Source organism: Nonomuraea rubra, assembly GCF_014207985.1.
Taxonomy (GTDB): Bacteria; Actinomycetota; Actinomycetes; order Streptosporangiales; family Streptosporangiaceae; genus Nonomuraea; species Nonomuraea rubra.
Genome location: NZ_JACHMI010000001.1, coordinates 793,240 through 809,852 on the forward strand (window position 1 = coordinate 793,240; position 16,613 = coordinate 809,852).

A 16,613-nucleotide genomic window follows, 5' to 3' on the forward strand; every position below is an offset into this window, starting at 1 on the left:
GCAGGCTGGCTCAGGTCGGTGGTTGAGCGGACAGTTGAAGTCCCTCCGACACGGGAGACTGCGCATGGAACCCCTGCAGATTCCAGTCCCTGGTGAGCGAACGTCGCAGACGATCCGCCGGTTCAGGGACGAAGGCGGACCTGTCGTTCCCATCGAGTTGCCGGGCAAGGTCCACGCCTGGATGGTGGCCTCGTACGAGAGCGTCAGCGAGGTGCTGCTCAACGACGGCACCCTGTTCAGCAAGAACTCCCGCAACTGCCCCGCCATGCACGACGGCACCATCCCGCCCGACTGGCCGCTGCGCCAGCTCGTCGAGGGCGACCACCTGCTGACCAAGGACGGCGACGACCACCGCCGGCTGCGCGGTCTCATCAACCGCGCCTTCACCCCCGCCAGGGTGGCCGCCATGGCGCCGCGCATCCAGGAGATGACCGACGGGCTGCTCGACGGGCTGGCCGCCGAGGGCGAGGTGGTGGACCTCGTACGGCACTTCAGCGAGCCGCTGCCCATCGCCGTGATCTGCGAGCTGTTCGGCGTGCCGGAAGAGGAGCGCTACCAGCTCCGCGAGTGGACGAACGTGCTGCTCTTCCACACGGCCAGCCCGGAGCAGGCCGCCGAGGCCGCGCAGGCGATGCTGGGATACCTGGCCGCGTTCATCGAGCGCAGGCGCGCCGAGCCGGGCGACGACCTGACCACCGGCCTCATCCAGGCGCAGGAGGACGACGGGGACCGGCTGTCGGACAACGAGATGTTGTGGATCCTGTGGCTGGTGCTCGTCGCCGGTCACGAGACCACCGTGCACCTGATCGCGAACGCCGTCATCGCCCTGTGCGCCCATCCCGCCCAGGTGCCCGCCGCCGACGACCAGGACTCCTGGGCGAAGGTGGTGGAGGAGGCGCTGCGCAGCCGCAACTCGGTGCTCAACGTGATGTTCCGCTACCCGCTCGAGGACGTGCAGGTGGCCGGGACGAAGATCCCGGCGGGCGAGCCGATCGTCGTCGCACTCGACGGGGCGGACACGGACCCGGCCAGGTACGGCGCGGACGCCGCCCGCTTCGACGCCTCCCGGGAGCCGGACGCGCACGTCGGGTTCGGGCGCGGGCCGCACTTCTGCCTGGGGGCGCCGCTGGCCAGGCTGGAGATGCGGATCGCGCTGTCGGCGTTGTTCGGGCGGTATCCGGGGTTGCGGCTGGCGGTCGGGGCGGACGAGATCGCGTACACGCCCTCGCTCATCACGGAGGGGCCGATGACGCTGCCGGTGGTGCTCGGGCCTCGAAACCCCGGAAGCTAGCCGGTGGGGTGGCGCTGGGCGACCGGACCCCGGAGCCGGCCGGTGAGGTGGTGCTGGATGACCGGCGCCAGCACGGACACGGCGTCCTGCCGGGACAGTGAGGCCAGCGGCCCGATGTGAAGCACGTACCGCGCCGTCGCCATGCCGAACAGGTGGGCTCCGGCGAGTGCGGCGCGCAGCTCGGGCTCGTCGGCCTCGATGGCCCGCGCCAGGGGCAACATCACCGCGTCCGTCATGAACGCCGTGACCATGGCCGACGCGCTCGGCGCGGCCGTGGCGGCCCGGATGACGGCCAGCATCCGGGGGCCCGTGTGCGGGTCCTCCCATAGCTCCAGATAGCGGCGGGCGAGGCGTACGCCGAGGTCGGCGGCCTCGCCCTCGCCGGCCAGCGTGACGAGGTCCCGCATGGGCGGGTCGGCACGCAGGGCGGCGTCGAAGAGCCCGTCCTTGCTGCCGAAGAACTGCACCACCAGAGCGGGATCGACGCCCGCCGCCCTGGCCACCCCGCGGATCGTGGTGCCGTCGTAGCCGGAGTCGGCGAAGCTGCGCTGCGCGGCTTCGAGTATCTCCTCGCGCGTACGTGTCGCGCCTGGTCGCCGCCCTCCGGCCCGCTTCTGTTGTGGCATGGGCCCAGATTAACTCACCGCTGTTGAGATTTGCCTGCTACAGTGAACTCAACAGTGTTGAGTTAGAGGAGTTCCAGCCATGGAGTACCTGCTCATCAGGCAGCGGTTCACCGACTACGACACGTGGCGCGCGGCGTTCGACGAGCTGGCGGAGGTGCGGGAGGCGGCCGGGATGCGCACCGTCCTGGTCACCGTGGACGCCGAGCAGCCGGAGGAGGCGGTCGTCCTGTTCGAATGCGAGGACGCCCAGGGGATGCGGCGGCACTTCGCCTCCGACGCGCTCAAGGAGGCACACCGGAAGGCGGGCGTGGTGCCCGGCAGCAACCAGGCCACCGTGCTGATCCCCCGCTAGAGCCTGCTTGTTCGCCGGCTCCTTCCGGGCATGATCGGCGCTGCCGTCGGCCCTCCGGGATTTCGTCCCGTTCAGCCGCCCCTTCCGAGACCTCGTCCCGATCAGACGAGCGTTTCCAGCAGGCCCGTGACGAGCGGGTCGGTGTCGCTCGCGCGCCAGGCCGCGGCCACGCTCGTGCGTACGCCGCCCGGCGTCACCCGGCGGAACGCCACCCCCTTGAGCCGGATCCGGCGGATGCTCGCAGGCGCCAGCGACACCCCCAGCCCCGCCTCCACCAGCGCGCACACGGTCTGCCACTCCACCGCGTGCTGCGCCACCTCGGGAGTGAACCCGGCGTCCTCGCACATCCCCACGATCCGGTCGTAGAGGCCGGGACCGTGCTCGCGCGGCAGCAACACGAACGGCGAGCCGGCCAGCCGCGCGATCTCGACCACCCGCCCGGCGGCGAGCGGGTGCCCGGTGGCGAGCGGGTGGCCGGTGGCGAGTTCGATGCCGGTCGGCAGCACGGCCACGAAAGGCTCTCGCAGCACGGTCGCGAACGCCAGCCCGGGCTCGTCGTCCGGCGGCTCCCGCAGCAGCCCGACGTCGATGCGCCGCTCCCGCAGGGCGTCGAGCTGCGGCGCGGTCGTCATCTCGTGGATCTCGATGCGCACGCGCGGGAACCGTTCCCGGTACGCGCTCAGCAACTTCGGCAGGATCGTCAAGGCCAGCGAGGCGGCGAACCCGACCCGGATCCGCCCCTCCCGCCCGCTGCCCACGGCCCGCGCCGCCGCCAGCCCGCCCGCCAGCTCGTCCAGCGCCCGGCGGGCCGCCGGCAGCAGCTCGCGACCGGCCGGGGTGAGCGCGACCCGGCCCGGCGTACGGCTGAACAGCGCGTGCCCCACCTTGCCCTCCAGCCGCCGGATCTGCTGGCTCAGCGGCGGCTGCGCGATGCCCAGGCGATCGGCGGCATGGCCGAAGTGCAGCTCCTCGGCGAGCACGACGAAGGCATGCAGCTGGGCCAGCGGCAGTTCCGGGCGATCCATACCTCTAGAGATATCAGCCCATCGTTCAGGCTGTATTAGACGTATCGGTGCTGGCCACGTACCGTTCCGCGCATGACGGAGCGACGCGCGATCCTCAGCGGTTCCACGTTCGAGGAGCAGATCGGATACGCCAGGGCCGTGGTCGACGGTGACTGGGTGCACGTCTCGGGGACGACCGGGTTCGACTACTCGACCATGACCATCTCCGACGACGTGGTGGAGCAGGCCCGGCAGTGCCTGCGCAACATCGGCCAGGCGCTGGAGGAGGCCGGGTGCGGCTTCGCCGACGTCGTACGCGTGCGCTACCTCCTGCCCGACCGCGCCGACTTCGAGCCGTGCTGGCCCGTACTGCGCGAATGCTTCGGCAAGGTACGGCCGGCCGCCACGATGCTCATGTGCGGCCTGGCGGATCCACGGATGAAGATCGAGATCGAGGTGTACGCCCGGCGGCGGCTCGGGAGCGGGCGCGGTGTCCTGGAACGGGCTGCTCGGCCCGTTCGCTGATCTCGCGTTACTTGTCGGGCAGCCCGGTTCCCCCGCGGCTCGTGTCAGCCGGTCAGCGACTTGAACAGGCTCGTCACGCCGATCGAGTCCAGGAGCGAGGTGGAGGTGCCGCCCGTCGAAACCGTGCCCGCGCAGAGTGCCGGGTAGCTGGCCAGCGTGCTCAGGATCTGGCTCACGCCGATGGCGTCCAGGAGCGTGGCCGGGCTCTGCGCCGGACTGGCCGCACCGGCGGCGGGAGAGCCGGCGGACGAAGCGGTGGACGAACCGGTGGACGCGCCGGTGGAGGGGGAGGCGGCCGTCACGCAGGAGGCCGGAAGGCTGGTGGCGAGCGTTTCGAGATACCGGGCGATCTCCGAGGTGTCGATGTCCGGCATGGGCGGCACCTCCGTGCCCGGGGCCGCCGTGGCGCGGGCGCACTCCAGCGCCCGGCCGATGAGGTCCTCGAAGATGGCCTGAACAGGAGAGACCGACGCCTCGCCCGCGTTCAGCGGGGCAGGGGCGAGGCTGGGCGCGGTGGACGCCGAGCCACCGGGAACCGTGGACACCGAGCCGCTCGGGGCGGCGGACGCGGAAGTACTCGGGGCGGCGGACGCGGAGGCCGAGGCTGAGGAGCTGGGGGCGGCGGACGGGCTCGGGTTGGCGCTCGCCGACAGGCTCGGACTGGGGCCGCCATACCCGGGCTGGCTCGGAATCGCCCCACCGGCCCCCGGCTGGCCTGTATCCGCGCCGTCACCGGCCCCCGGCTGGTACGTGGCGCCGTTCAGCGGCTGCCCCGGGAGGGCGTGCTGCGGCTCGTACGGCGCCGCGTACCGCGCCGCACCCCAAGGCATGACGTACGGCACGTACGGCACCGCCGGAACGGCAGGCGCCCCCGCGCCGGCCGAGAAGAACCCCTGTAGCCGGGACCCGGCGACGATCGTGTCCATCAGCCCCCTGATGTCATCGGCCGTGACGGTCCCGGCGAGCGGCGGGGGCGGCGACACGTTGATGCTGAACAGGTCGTGGTTGCTGCACTGGGCGGCGGGCTCGGGCTTGGGGTCGTCCGCGATCGCCGGTGCGGCGGTCGCGAGCAGGGCGGCGGAGGTGGCGGTGACGACGGCAACGGCATGCCGGTACATGATGCTCCCTGAGGGTGATGATCCGGTTATCGCTGCGATCAGTACCCTTAGTGGTGGTTCAATTACTTCATAGTTGGATCTAGCCCTCTTTACGCCGGGACTCCGTTGTCACGCTTCGTGAAATCGTTGAGGACCGCCGTCCTGGCGTGCGCGCTCCCCACCACGACCTGCGCGGAGCGCAAGGCCGGGAACGGCAACGTCAAGCAGGCCAGCACCTACTTCGACGCGGTCGTCACCTGCCTGGAGACGACGTGGGAGAACCACTTCACCGACGCCGGCCTGACCTATGGCAAGGTGAACGTGAAACACGTCACCAAGTTCCCCAAGAAGTGGTGCGGCATGGAGACGGACAAGGACGACTCCCAGGCTTTGTACTGTGCCAAGAACCGCACCCTGCGACGTGTCTGGGCGTCGCCTTCATCAAGAGCGTCTGGCCGCTGAAGGGCCGCACGTCCAAGGTGGCCTGAAGAACCCCCCCGCGGCGGCCGCCCGGTCGCCGCGGGGGCATCGGCCGGAAGGAGCCGAAGCATGCGCCAGTTCCTCGCCTTCCTGTTAACCGCACTCGCCTTCGTCACGGCCTGCGGCGATCCCGCGCCCGTGAACCCGGCCCTCCGCACCGAACTGCTCGCCATGCTCAAACTGGACCAGGAGGTCAGAACCCTGGACGCGTCCCAGGAGGACTGGGACCGCGTGGAGAAGGCGAACACCGACCGCATGCGCCAGATCCTCGACCAGCACGGCTGGCCCGGCTACGAACTGGTCGGCAAGGACGGCGCGCAGGCCGCCTGGGCGCTCATCCAGCACGCCGACCGCGACCTGGAGCTGCAGAAGCGCGGCCTGGAGCTGATGCGGCGGGCCGCCGACGAGGGCGACGCCGACCCGTCCGACCTGGCCTTCCTCGTGGACAGGGTGCGCGTGGCGGAGAAAAAGCCGCAGGTGTACGGCACTCAGTGGGAGACCGATCCGCAGGGCAAGTGGCGGCCGCGCACCCCCATCGAGGACGAGGCGAAGGTGGACGAGCGGCGGGCCGGCGTCGGGTTGAAGCCCCTGAACGAGTATCTCGAGGAGCTCAAATCGGCACAGTGACTCTCAGGATATATTGAAGCGCTGTTACATCGCTGAGAGGAGCCCTCGTTGTATCCCCCGATCGAACCGTACGAGCACGGCATGCTCGACGTCGGCGACGGCAACCTCGTCTACTGGGAGGTCTGCGGCAATCCCGACGGCAAGCCGGCCGTGGTCGTGCACGGCGGGCCGGGCTCGGGCTGCTCCACCGGCTCGCGCCGCGTGTTCGACCCGGAACGTTTCCGCATCGTCCTGTTCGACCAGCGCAACTGCGGCCGCAGCCGCCCGCACGCCAGTGACCCGGCCACCGACCTGACGAACAACACCACCCGGCACCTGATCGCCGACATGGAGCTGCTGCGCGAGCACCTCGGCATCGACCAGTGGCTGCTGTACGGCGGGTCGTGGGGCTCGACGCTGATCCTGGCCTACGCCGAGACCCATCCCGAACGCGTGTCGGAGATCGTCATCCCCGCCGTCACGATGACACGCCGCTCGGAGATCGAGTGGCTCTACCGCGGCGTCGGCAGGTTCTTCCCCGAGGAGCAGGAGCGGTTCGTGCGGGGGGTGCCCGAGGCCGATCGCGACGGGGACGTCTTCCAGGTGCTGGCCGCCTACTCGCGGCTGCTGTCCGACCCCGACCAGCGGGTCCGCGAGAAGGCCGCCCAGGACTGGGTGACCTGGGAGGACGCGGTCATCTCCCAGGAGGCCAACGGCAAGCCCAACGCCTACAGCGACCGTCCGGGCGACGCCGTCATGGCCCTGGTCCGCATCTGCGCGCACTACTTCTCCAACGGCGCCTGGCTGGAGGAGGGCGAGCTGCTGCGGAACGCGGGACGGCTGGCCGGCATCCCCGGCGCGCTGGTCCACGGGCGCCTGGACATGGGCGGCCCGCTCCAGACGGCATGGGAGCTGACCAGGGCCTGGCCGGACGCCGAGCTGCACGTGGTGGGGGACTCCGGGCACACGGGCAGCGAGACGTTCAGGAAGGTGCTCCAGGAGGCCATCGAGAGGTTCTCTCCGGCCAAGGAGGGGTGAACCCGCGGCTCGCGATCATCTCTGGGGTTTGGACGGTGCCCCTGGTGACCATCGCCTCGCCGTCGGACGACTCCGTACGGGTGAGCCGCGGGTTCGCAGGCTGGCAGGCGGACAGGGCGCGGCGAGGCGCCGCCAGCAGCATCGCCACCCCTTGTCCGCTCGCTGACCTGCCGTAACCGTAGCCGGGCGGCCCATTCGGCCACCACCTATTTAGCGTTGCGGCCAGCGCGTGTTCATCTTCTTTGTCTGGACGTGTCGGCAGGGGTTCAGCGTTTGCGGGCGGTGCGCGGGCGGGAAGGCCGCTCCGGTGGCAGCACCTCCACCGACGTCTTGCGGATGTGGTCGTAGACCAGCGAGGTGCGTACGTCCGCGATGTTGCGGTGCCGCGAGACGTGGTCGAGCACGAAGTCGCGCAGATGCCCGGCGTCCCGCACCCCGACCTGGATGATGAAGTCGTCACCGCCCGAGACGACGAACACGGCCAGCGTCTCCGGCAACGCGGCCACGTAGTCGCGGAACCCCTCCACGGCCTCGCGGATCTTGGGGTGCAGGCGCACGTTGATCAGCGCCTGCACCGGCCGGCCGATCGCGTCGAGGTTGACCTCGGCGTGGAAGCCCTCGATGACGCCGGACGAGCGCAGCGACCGCACCCGCTCCAGGCAGGTCGAGGGCGCGATGCCGAGGTGCTCGGCCAGCTCGCGGTTGGTCTGGCGGCCGTCGCGCTGCAACTCGGCGAGAATCGCCGTATCAAGTTCGTCCACGTGCACATCGTGGCACGTCTTTCCGAATTTTCTTCGGAAATACCGCTTCCTGGTTGGTGGAACGGCGGCCTAGGTGTGAACCTTCTGGCACAACTTCGGAGGAGGGATCCGTCGATGACCGTGCTGGACGAGCTCGAACGCCGTACCGATCTGCCCACCAAGGAGCTCGCGGTCAAGTGGGTGATCGTGATCGACCGCGACCTGCCCAGAGGACTGCAGGCCAACGCCGCGGCCTGCCTGGCCGCCTCCGTCGGGGTCGCCGTGCCGGCGATCGTCGGGTCGGGCGGCGTGGACGGCTCCGGGCTCCCGCACGCCGGGCTGCCGTGGACGGGCTGCACGGTGCTGGGGGCGCCGGCCGCGATCGTGAGCCGGATCAGGAAGGACGCCGCCGCCGAGCCCGGGCTGGTGGTGACCGACATGGCGGCCATCGCGCAGCGGACCAACGTCTACGACGACTATCTGGCCGAGCTGGCACGCACGGAGGAGCCGCCGTACTACGCGGTCAGCCTCTTCGGCCCCCGGGCGATCGTCGAACGGCTCACGGGGCGGCTGCCGCTGCTCCGGTGAGCCCTCTACAGCAGCCTGGCAGCCAGGAGGACGGCGAAGACGATCAGCGCCGCCCCGCACGCCGCCTCCAGCACCCGTACGGCCACCGGAGGCAACGCCCTGCGCAGCACGGCGATGAGCCCCGCCGAGACGAAGCACCAGGCCAGGGAGGACGTCATGAACCCGGCGAAGAACACAGCCAGGCTCCCGGCCCCCGCGTCCTCACCCAGCACGGCCCCGACCGCCCCGGCCGCCCCCGACCAGTACACGACGTTCCAGGGATTGCCCAGCGACATGGCGGCGCCGACCGCGACCGCACCCCGGCTGGACCGCCCACCCGCGACCGCCCCCGCCGCCTCGGGGCCGGGCCGGGGGAAGGCGGCGTCGCGCAGGCCGGTCAGCCCGAGCCAGGCGAGCAGCACGCACCCGGCGACCGTGAGCGGCACCCGCAGCACGGGGACCGCGAACAGAGCCCCCACGCCCGCCAGCCCGAGCACCGCCCACACGGCGTCCCCCGCCAGCGACCCGGCCTGCACCGCGAACGCCGGCCCGAACCCGCCCCGCACCCCCCTGCGCAACGACTCGCTGAACACCGCACCGGGCGCCGCGTTGAACACCAGCCCGATCCAGAGGGCCAGCGTGAAGATCTCGGACATGGCGTTCACTCTGTCGGCGGGCGTCGTACGGCGTCTTGTCAGATGTTGATGGCCCGGTAGCGCCCGGGCGTGATGGCGTACGCGGCGGTGAAGTGCCGGTGGAAGTGGGCCTGGTCGGCGAACCCCAGCCCGTGCGCCACCTCCGCGACCGCCAGCCCGCCACGCAGCCGCCGGCGCCCCTCGGCCAGCCTGGCCTGCAGATGCCACGCGTACGGCGGGCAGCCCGTGGCCCGGGTGAAGGAGCGGACCAGATGCTCCCGGGACATCCCGGCCTCACCGGCGAGGTCGGCCAGCCGCGGCGCGCTGGACAGGTCGTCCCGCAGCCGCTCCAGCACGGCGGCGATCCTGGCATCCCCCGGCTCCGGCCCCGGGGACCGGCGGGCCAGGCCGGGAGCGGCGAGGTCGAGCAGCCGCAGCAGCACGAGCGTCAGCCGCTCCTCGACCAGAGCGAGCACCTCACCCCCACCGAGACAGTCGCTCCCAGAAGGATCGCCCCCCGTCACGGCCAGGTGGCGGGCCGCCCGGAGCAGTTCCCGCCGCAGCTGAGGAGCCCGGACGACGGGCCGCGAGAAGTCCGGAGCCGCCCCGCCGACCAGCCCTCCGACCACACCCGGCGGCACGTACCAGCTCACACAGGTGAACGCCACCCCCTCACCCGTCCGCGTCGTGCAGGACTGCACCTGGCCGGGGTTGTACGCGGTCACCTCGTCCAGATCCACCTCGAACGAGGCCCGATCCAGCCGCACCCGCTCCCGCCCGCTGACGTTGACACTGATGACGTACTCGTCATGGCTGTGCCGGGCGAACCCCCCGGACGCCGGCGTGACGACGGCGAGCTGGGTGCCGTTCACGTCCCTGACCTGCATGCCCGCCAGATTAGGTCATATGGGGGGAACCAGCTCGAAGTAGCGATCGAGCACGCCCTTGTCCCCCCGCACGGCCAGCGCGCCGGACGGGATCCGCTGCCACAGGAACAACATGAGATCCGAGGCCGTGCCCGCCAGCTCGACCTCGAAATCGGCCCCGTCGCCCACGCGTACGTGCTCCCCGTCGAACCGCACCACCCACTCGCCCGGCCCGTCGGTCCGCAGGAAGCGGAAGCGCTCGCCCGCTCCCGGCGGCGCCGACGCCCAGGCCCGCCGGGCCGGCGCCATCACCTCGAACGTCTGCGTGATGGCGTCCACCGCGATCTCCTCGTGGATGGGGCCGGCCGCGCCGACGGCGTTCTCGGCGTCCCAGCGGTGCACGGCGGCCTCGATGGTCTGCATCCGCAGCCAGAACCCGACCGTCTGCTCCCGCGACCAGGTCCACGCGGGATCGTCCGGCGAACGTTCCCTGAACAGCGCTTCGAGCCGGCCGGCGCCCTCCTCGAAGGCGTCCAGCAGGGTCGCCGGGATGGGCCCGGGAGTCGGGTTCCTGCCGTGGACCGGCCAGCCCGCCGTGTCGGGCGGGAACTCCGTCCTGCCCAGCTCGGCGGGGTCCGGGGGCTCGTCGAGCCGGTCCCTGATGATGGCGGTCACGAACCGGTGCACCGCGGCCAGGTGGAACACCAGATCGGACATGGTCCACTCGGGACAGGACGGCACGAAGGGCGCGTCGCCCGCCTCAGCGGCCTCGCGGGCGGCGGCGTGGAAGGCGCGTACTTCCCGGTGGAAATGTGCGGCAGCATCCATGGACCTCACTGTGCCGCACGCCGGAGATCGACCTCCATCGGTTTACGCCGTCCGCGCAACCCGGCGATCCCGGCGACGGCCAGCGCGAGCCCCACCAGCCCGGCGCTCACCCACAGCGGCGACCGGAACCCGAGCCCGGCCTCGATGGCCAGGCCGCCCAGCCCGGGGCCGAGGGTGGCGCCCACGTTGAACGCCGCCGTGGCGAAGGCGCCGCCCAGGGTGGGGGCGCCGGTGGCGGCGTACAGGACCTGCGAGATCAGCGTGGACCCGACCGCGAACGACAGCGTGCCCTGGACGAGGACCAGCCCGATCGCCGGCCCGGCAGCCCCGGCCGCCAGCGCGAACGCGGCCCAGCCGGCCGCCAGCGCCACCCCGCCGGCCACCATCAGCGGCACGGGCCGCCGGTCGGCGATCCGGCCGCCGATCGTCACCCCGGCGAACGAGCCGAGCCCGAACAGTGCGAGCATCGCCGGCATCCAGGAGGAGCCGATCCCGCTGACGCCGGTGAGCACCGGCGCGAGGTAGGTGAAGGTGCAGAAGGTGGCCCCGTTCACCAGGGCGCCGAGCACCAGGAGCAGCACGAGCCGGGGCCGCCGCAACGCCCGCACCTCGCCCCGCACGCTCCCCGCACCCCCGTCAGGGGCTCCGCCGGGCACGGACTTCAGGACCGCGAGGATGGCCGGCACCAGCGCCAGCGCCACCGCCCAGAACGCCGACCGCCACCCCCACAGCTCGCCGAGCAGCGCCCCGCCGGGCACCCCGGCGACGCAGGCGATGGTCACCCCGCCCAGCAGGACGGAGGTGGCGCGCCCCTTGGCGTCCGCGGGCGCCAGGGCGACGGCGGTCGCCATGGCCACGGCCAGGAACCCGGCGTTGGCCAGCGCCGCCAGGACGCGGGTCACGACCAGCACCTCGTAGCTGGTGGTGACCGCGCCGACGACGTGCGCGGCGAGGAAGACGAGAAGGAAGGCGAGCAGCGCGGCCCGCCTGGACAGCCGCAGGCTCAGGGCGGCCATCAGCGGCGCCCCCACCACCATCCCGGCGGCGAACGCCGAGGTCAGCAGCCCCGCGGCGGGAATGGACACGCCCAGGTCGCGGGCGATGGCGGGCACGAGCCCGGACAACATGAACTCGGACGTGCCCTGGGCGAAGACCGCCAGCCCGAGCAGGTAGACAGCGAAAGGCATCAGAGAGCTCTCACAGGACGGCGGGCAGGCCGGCAGACCGGTCCCGCTCGCGATGGAACAGCCCGGCGCGACCACGCGAGAAGCGCGTCAAGCGGCTCAGGCTGGAATGGCCCGTGACACGGTGATCCGGATGGCGAGAGCGCCCATGGAGAACACCCGCCTCAAGCGGCGGGGAGGCAGCGCGGAACAGCCACCGGACGACCGGTGGCTAGCGTCTTGACGCCTCAGGGCTGGACATGAGCGTCAATTTAGCATGGACGCGACGGTGGAGCGCTAGGAGAAAACCCATGAACGCCAGACCGCACGTTGTGATCTTCGATGTGAACGAGACGCTGATCGACATGGAGCCGTTGCGGGCCAGGTTCGAGGACGTGGGGCTGTCAGGGGAGCAGTTGCCGACGTGGTTCGCGAGCGTGCTGCGCGACGGGTTCGCGCTCACGGTATCCGGTGGGTTCGCCGAGTTCGCCCGGATCGGCGCGGACGTGCTCAAGGGCATGCGGCTGCAGGACAAGGCGGTGGACCACGTGCTGAGCGGGCTCGCCGGGCTGCGGGTGCACCCCGACGTGCCGGACGGCATGCGGAGCCTGCGCGAGGCGGGCATCAGGCTGTTCACCATGACGAACGGCTCCGCCGCGACGACCGCGGGCATCCTGCGCCGCGAGGGCCTGCTGGACCTGGTGGAGGCCACGCTCGACGTGAGCGGCCCGCGCGCGTGGAAACCCGCCAGGGCGGCCTACGAGTACGCCGTGGGCCTGGCGGGCGTGGTGCCGGCCCAGGCGGCCCTGGTGGCCGTGCACCCGTGGGACGTCCACGGCGCCCAGCGGGCGGGCTTGTCGGGGGCGTACCTGGACCGGCGCGGCGTGCCGTACCCGGACACGATGTCCGCCCCACACCTCACGGCCCCGGACCTGCGCGCGCTGGCGGCGCTCTGGCGGTGACTGGCGGCGCTCTGGCAGTGAAGGAGTCAGTGCCGCCGCAGGAAGTCCAGCACCAGGGGGCTCGCCACCTGCCTGAACTCCTCGAAGTACGCGTGCCGCGCCCCCTCGATCATCCGCAGCTCCGCCCCCGGGACGCGTCCGGCCAGCAGCGGGGCGTTGGCCGCCGGGTTGAAGACGTCGTCGGTGCCGTGCACGACCAGCGTGGGCGCCGCGATGCCGGGCAGCGCGTCCCAGGCGTCGTGGCCGGCGCTGGCGGCCAGGTGGCGGCGGCGCGCGTGGGCGGGCATGTGCGGGTCGCCGATCGTGCGGTACGGGCCCGGGTGGGCGGCCAGCCAGGCGGGCGTGTACATGAGCTCCAGCAGCGCCCGCTCGGCGGCTGCCCGGTCGGGCTGGGCCAGCGACCCGCGTACCTCGTTGCTCCGCTCCACCCCGTGGGCGCCGCCCGGCGAGCTGCAGCCGAGCACCAGCGCCCCGACCCGCGCGGGATGGTCCGCCGCCAGCCACTGGGCCACCCGCCCGCCCATCGACGTGCCGTACACGTGCGCCCGCTCCACGCCCGCCTCGTCGAGCACGGCCAGCACATCGGCGGCGAACCCGCGCGTGCTGTACGGCTCGTCCGGCTTGTCGCTGCCGCCGGTGCCGCGGTAGTCGAGGGTGATGGTCAGGTAGGAGCCGAAGTCGTCGCGTACGGAGTCCCACCAGCGGTGGTCGTTGGCCTGCCCCTGCAGCAGCACGAGAGGCTCCCCGTGGCCGCGGACCTGGTAGGACAGCTTCACGCCTTCGGCTGTGGTTGCGTAGGACACGAACTCGATGGTGCCATGTCCGGTGCGCTGCTCCGGCTCCGACGTCCCTGGTGAGAGCCCACGAGAGAGAGGACGATCCCGATGAAGTACATGATCCTTTCGTACGCCTCCCAGCAGGACTACGACGAGATGTCCGGCAAGGACGCCGGGCGCGGCGCCTGGTCCGGGGAGGAGCTGGCGGCGATGACGACGTTCATGACGACCGTCAACAAGGAGCTGGAGGAGTCGGGCGAGCTGGTCGAGACCCGCGGCCTGGCGGCGCCCGTGCACACCCGCAGGGTCGGGCTGCGCGACGGGGTCCCGTACGTGACCGACGGGCCGTACGCCGAGACCCAGGAGGTGCTGGCCGGCTACTGGATCGTGGAGTGCGAGAGCTTCGACAGGGCCCTGGAGATCGCCGGCCGCCTGGGCCAGTGCCCGGCTCCCGAGGGCACCTACGCCAGCGCCTACGCCGACATCAGGCCCATCATGGAGTCGGCGGCGGACATGGGGTTCTGATCGACGTGAGCGCATCCGAGGACCTGCTGCGTGAGCTGGCGCCGCAGGTCCTCGGCGCGGTCGTGCGCCGTTACGGGCACTTCGACCTCGCCGAGGACGCGGTTCAGGAGGCGCTGCTCGCGGCGGCGACGCAGTGGCCGCGCGACGGCGTGCCGGACGATCCCCGCGCCTGGCTGGTCACGGTGGCCGCGCGCCGCCTGACCGACCTGCTCCGCGCCGAGCAGGCACGCCGCCGCCGCGAGGACACCGTCGCCGCCCGCGCGCTGCCGGACGACTGGCTGTCCCCGCCCGCCGACCGCCCGGCGCCCGCGTCGGACGACACGCTGGTGCTGCTGTTCATGTGCTGCCACCCGTCGTTGTCGCCGCCCTCGCAGCTCGCGCTCACGCTGCGCGCGGTCGGCGGCCTGACCACGGCGGAGATCGCCCGTGCCTTCATGGTGTCCGAGGCCACGATGACGCGCCGCATCACCCGGGCCAAGCAGCGGGTCAAGGACAGCGGCGTGCCGTTCCGCCTGCCGGGGGCCGCCGAGCGCGCCCAGCGGACGGGCGCGGTGCTGCACGTGCTCTACCTGATCTTCAACGAGGGGTACGCCAGCACATCCGGCCCCGACCTGCACCGGGCCGAGCTGGCGGCCGAGGCGATCAGGCTGGCCCGCGTGGTGCACCGGCTGCTGCCCGACGACCCCGAGGCGGCGGGGCTGCTGGCCCTCATGCTGCTCACCGACGCCCGCCGCCCGGCACGTACCGGCAGGGACGGCGCGCTGGTCCCGATGGCCGAGCAGGACCGCACGCTGTGGAACGCCGCGTTCATCGCCGAGGGCGTCGAGCTGGTCACGAACGCGCTCTCCCGGGGCGCTCCGGGCCCGTACCAGCTCCAGGCGGCCATCGCCGCCCTGCACGACGAGGCGCCGACCGCGGAGGAGACCGACTGGCCACAGATCACGGCCCTGTACGAGCTGCTGATGCGCGGCACGGACAACCCCATGATCGCGCTCAACCACGCCGTCGCCGTGGCCATGGCACGAGGCCCAGGGGCCGGGCTCGACCTGCTCGACGGCCTCGCCGGCGACGAGCGGCTGTCGGGCGACCACCGGCTGTACGCGGTCCGCGCTCACCTGCTGGAGATGTCCGGCGACGACGAGGGCGCCCGCACGGCGTACAAGGAGGCGGCGGAGCGGGCCATGAGCCTGCCCCAGCAGCGCTACCTGCACGCCAGGGCCGCCAGGCTAGAGCCTGATGTGCCGGATGGTGACCCCGATCCGGCGTAGCCGGTGGCGTAGCGGGCCGTCGGCGTTGGCCGCCAGGCTCAGCCCGGCGGAGGCCGCGATCCGGTCGGCGACCTGCGGCACCGTCAGCCGGTCCGTCTCGACGTGCTCGGCGAACTCCGGCGTGCGCAGCCGTTCCAGGCACCCGTCGAGCTTGGCGACCGCGAACGCCTCCCGCTTGAGGCTGCGGCTCAGCGAACGTTCCCGCAGCCGCGCCAGCACCGTCTCCCGATCGGCGAGCAGCGCGAAGTGGCGCACCTCGTGGCCGGCCTCGCGCAGCCGGCCCAGGATCTCGTCGTAGTAGGCGGGCTCCGTCAGCGTCATCGGCGCGATGACCACGCCCTGCTGCTTGCCCAGCACCAGGTCCAGCACCTCGAACACGCCCTGCCGCCAGGCGGGGTGCAGCTGGAAGTCCGAGCGCAGCGCGGGCGGGGTCATCCTGTGCAGGCCCAGGCCGACGTGCTCGGGGTCGCACACCACGCTTCCCGGCAGCCTCCGGTGCAGCTCGTACGCGGTCTGCGTCTTGCCCACCCCGAACGTGCCGTTGATCCACACGAGCATGCCGCTCAGCTTAGGGCGGAAGATGGCGGGACTTCTCACGTTTCGAGCGGACGTGGCGTCGAATGGGACCATGGACGACACGATCCCGATCGGCGAGGCCGCCCGCCTGCTCGGCGTGAACGCCTCCGCCCTGCGGTACTACGAGGAGCGTGCCCTGGTCGCCCCCGCACGGCGCCACCAGGGGCGGCGCGTCTACGGCAGGCAGGAGCTGCGGCGGCTGGTCTTCCTGCGCACGATGCAGCGGCTCGGCGTGCCCCTGGACACCGCCGGGGCGATGCTGGACGCGCCCGGCGAGCAGTGGCGGGCGGCGGTGCGGGAGCGGATCGGCGAGCTGGAGGCGGTGATCATCCGGGCCAGGGTGGCCCAGGAGGTGCTCCGCCACGGGCTGCGCTGCCAGGAGGAACATCCGGCCGCGGAGTGCGAGGTCGCGGTCGCGATGCTGGACCGGCTCATCGACGGCTGCACGTTCGAGCAACTGGCGGCGGAGCACGATCCGCGGTGGACCGGACGGCCCGCCGGAAAATAATCGCCGTGGCGGGGGAATGGATCCCGCCGAGGTGTGGTTACATATCTCGTGGCCGGTGTGCCCAGTGTCCCCGGGCCTCACCTATTGCCTTCACGGAATACCGTTCGGCTGGAGCCGTGTTGTGCCTTTCGCCGAGAGGCGACACGCACACCGGTACGCACTCGTAGAGCGCCCGTCCTC

At 72.1% G+C, this 16,613-nt stretch carries 21 protein-coding genes; 11 read left to right on the top strand and 10 right to left on the bottom strand.

Annotated features, from left to right (window positions below):
• Positions 1 to 64 precede the first annotated feature (64 nt).
• Positions 65 to 1,291: a cytochrome P450 family protein gene (locus tag HD593_RS03600; RefSeq protein WP_341850701.1), complete on the top strand. Its 1,227-nt coding sequence runs from the start codon at positions 65 to 67 to the stop codon at positions 1,289 to 1,291.
• Here HD593_RS03600 and HD593_RS03605 read toward each other — a convergent pair.
• A complete protein-coding gene (locus tag HD593_RS03605; protein ID WP_185100707.1) occupies positions 1,288 to 1,917 on the bottom strand; it encodes a TetR/AcrR family transcriptional regulator in 630 nt (209 codons plus the stop codon). The two genes, HD593_RS03600 and HD593_RS03605, sit on opposite strands and share 4 nt — an antisense overlap.
• 79 nt (positions 1,918 to 1,996) lie before the next feature.
• Between HD593_RS03605 and HD593_RS03610 the strand changes: the two genes are divergently transcribed.
• Positions 1,997 to 2,269 (top strand): antibiotic biosynthesis monooxygenase, encoded by a 273-nt coding sequence (locus tag HD593_RS03610; protein ID WP_185100708.1) that lies wholly within the window; start codon positions 1,997 to 1,999, stop codon positions 2,267 to 2,269.
• Between the two features lie 101 nt (positions 2,270 to 2,370).
• Here HD593_RS03610 and HD593_RS03615 read toward each other — a convergent pair whose 3' ends face one another.
• On the bottom strand, positions 2,371 to 3,294 hold the full coding sequence (locus tag HD593_RS03615; protein ID WP_185100709.1) for a LysR family transcriptional regulator: 924 nt from the start codon (positions 3,292 to 3,294) through the stop codon (positions 2,371 to 2,373).
• A gap of 72 nt (positions 3,295 to 3,366) precedes the next feature.
• On the opposite strand from HD593_RS03615, the gene HD593_RS03620 reads away from it, so the two are divergent.
• On the top strand, positions 3,367 to 3,798 hold the full coding sequence (locus HD593_RS03620) for a RidA family protein (RefSeq protein ID WP_185100710.1): 432 nt from the start codon (positions 3,367 to 3,369) through the stop codon (positions 3,796 to 3,798).
• Positions 3,799 to 3,842: 44 nt separating this feature from the next.
• Here HD593_RS03620 and HD593_RS03625 read toward each other — a convergent pair whose 3' ends face one another.
• Positions 3,843 to 4,916, bottom strand: coding sequence for a hypothetical protein (locus HD593_RS03625; RefSeq protein ID WP_185100711.1), 1,074 nt, complete (start codon positions 4,914 to 4,916; stop codon positions 3,843 to 3,845).
• Positions 4,917 to 5,033: 117 nt separating this feature from the next.
• Between HD593_RS03625 and HD593_RS03630 the strand changes: the two genes are divergently transcribed.
• The 3 genes from HD593_RS03630 to pip all read left to right on the top strand — a co-directional run bounded on the left by HD593_RS03630 (position 5,034) and on the right by pip (position 7,019).
• A complete protein-coding gene (locus HD593_RS03630) occupies positions 5,034 to 5,357 on the top strand; it encodes a hypothetical protein (RefSeq protein ID WP_185100712.1) in 324 nt (107 codons plus the stop codon).
• 87 nt (positions 5,358 to 5,444) lie between these two features.
• Complete coding sequence (locus HD593_RS03635; protein ID WP_221524596.1) at positions 5,445 to 6,002, top strand: DUF6624 domain-containing protein; 558 nt, start codon at positions 5,445 to 5,447, stop codon at positions 6,000 to 6,002.
• 48 nt (positions 6,003 to 6,050) lie between these two features.
• Complete coding sequence (pip, locus tag HD593_RS03640) at positions 6,051 to 7,019, top strand: prolyl aminopeptidase (protein ID WP_185100713.1); 969 nt, start codon at positions 6,051 to 6,053, stop codon at positions 7,017 to 7,019.
• Positions 7,020 to 7,285: 266 nt separating this feature from the next.
• On the opposite strand, the gene HD593_RS03645 is transcribed toward pip, so the two are convergent.
• Positions 7,286 to 7,780 carry an Lrp/AsnC family transcriptional regulator gene (locus HD593_RS03645; RefSeq protein WP_312903331.1) on the bottom strand — a complete coding sequence of 165 codons (495 nt, stop codon included), beginning with the start codon at positions 7,778 to 7,780 and terminating at the stop codon, positions 7,286 to 7,288.
• A gap of 114 nt (positions 7,781 to 7,894) precedes the next feature.
• Between HD593_RS03645 and HD593_RS03650 the strand changes: the two genes are divergently transcribed.
• The gene (locus HD593_RS03650; protein WP_185100715.1) at positions 7,895 to 8,347 is read left to right on the top strand and encodes a DUF2000 domain-containing protein; all 453 of its coding nucleotides are present in this window, start codon (positions 7,895 to 7,897) and stop codon (positions 8,345 to 8,347) included.
• A gap of 5 nt (positions 8,348 to 8,352) precedes the next feature.
• Here the strand turns inward: HD593_RS03650 and HD593_RS03655 are convergent, their stop codons facing one another.
• From HD593_RS03655 to HD593_RS03670, 4 genes are read right to left on the bottom strand one after another with little or no spacing between them, the layout of a single operon-like run.
• Entirely contained in the window at positions 8,353 to 8,982 is a 630-nt protein-coding gene (locus tag HD593_RS03655) for a LysE family transporter (protein WP_185100716.1), read from the bottom strand.
• A 38-nt stretch (positions 8,983 to 9,020) separates the two neighbouring features.
• On the bottom strand, positions 9,021 to 9,848 hold the full coding sequence (locus tag HD593_RS03660) for a helix-turn-helix domain-containing protein (RefSeq protein WP_185100717.1): 828 nt from the start codon (positions 9,846 to 9,848) through the stop codon (positions 9,021 to 9,023).
• Positions 9,849 to 9,863: 15 nt separating this feature from the next.
• The gene (locus HD593_RS03665) at positions 9,864 to 10,655 is read right to left on the bottom strand and encodes a maleylpyruvate isomerase family mycothiol-dependent enzyme (protein ID WP_185100718.1); all 792 of its coding nucleotides are present in this window, start codon (positions 10,653 to 10,655) and stop codon (positions 9,864 to 9,866) included.
• A 5-nt stretch (positions 10,656 to 10,660) separates the two neighbouring features.
• A complete protein-coding gene (locus HD593_RS03670; RefSeq protein WP_185100719.1) occupies positions 10,661 to 11,842 on the bottom strand; it encodes a Cmx/CmrA family chloramphenicol efflux MFS transporter in 1,182 nt (393 codons plus the stop codon).
• Between the two features lie 287 nt (positions 11,843 to 12,129).
• Between HD593_RS03670 and HD593_RS03675 the strand changes: the two genes are divergently transcribed.
• The gene (locus HD593_RS03675; protein ID WP_185100720.1) at positions 12,130 to 12,780 is read left to right on the top strand and encodes a haloacid dehalogenase type II; all 651 of its coding nucleotides are present in this window, start codon (positions 12,130 to 12,132) and stop codon (positions 12,778 to 12,780) included.
• Between the two features lie 26 nt (positions 12,781 to 12,806).
• On the opposite strand, the gene HD593_RS03680 is transcribed toward HD593_RS03675, so the two are convergent.
• Positions 12,807 to 13,583, bottom strand: coding sequence for an alpha/beta fold hydrolase (locus tag HD593_RS03680; protein WP_185100721.1), 777 nt, complete (start codon positions 13,581 to 13,583; stop codon positions 12,807 to 12,809).
• Between the two features lie 81 nt (positions 13,584 to 13,664).
• Here HD593_RS03680 and HD593_RS03685 point away from each other — a divergent pair, with 81 nt between their 5' ends.
• Together HD593_RS03685 and HD593_RS03690 are read left to right on the top strand one after the other, a co-directional pair.
• Positions 13,665 to 14,081, top strand: coding sequence for a YciI family protein (locus HD593_RS03685; protein WP_185100722.1), 417 nt, complete (start codon positions 13,665 to 13,667; stop codon positions 14,079 to 14,081).
• Positions 14,082 to 14,086: 5 nt separating this feature from the next.
• A complete protein-coding gene (locus HD593_RS03690; RefSeq protein WP_425568377.1) occupies positions 14,087 to 15,349 on the top strand; it encodes an RNA polymerase sigma factor in 1,263 nt (420 codons plus the stop codon).
• On the opposite strand, the gene HD593_RS03695 is transcribed toward HD593_RS03690, so the two are convergent.
• Positions 15,308 to 15,907: an AAA family ATPase gene (locus tag HD593_RS03695; protein ID WP_185100723.1), complete on the bottom strand. Its 600-nt coding sequence runs from the start codon at positions 15,905 to 15,907 to the stop codon at positions 15,308 to 15,310. The genes HD593_RS03690 and HD593_RS03695 overlap by 42 nt on opposite strands.
• A gap of 70 nt (positions 15,908 to 15,977) precedes the next feature.
• Here HD593_RS03695 and HD593_RS03700 point away from each other — a divergent pair, with 70 nt between their 5' ends.
• Positions 15,978 to 16,433: a MerR family transcriptional regulator gene (locus HD593_RS03700; protein WP_185100724.1), complete on the top strand. Its 456-nt coding sequence runs from the start codon at positions 15,978 to 15,980 to the stop codon at positions 16,431 to 16,433.
• The last annotated feature ends 180 nt before the right edge of the window (positions 16,434 to 16,613 follow it).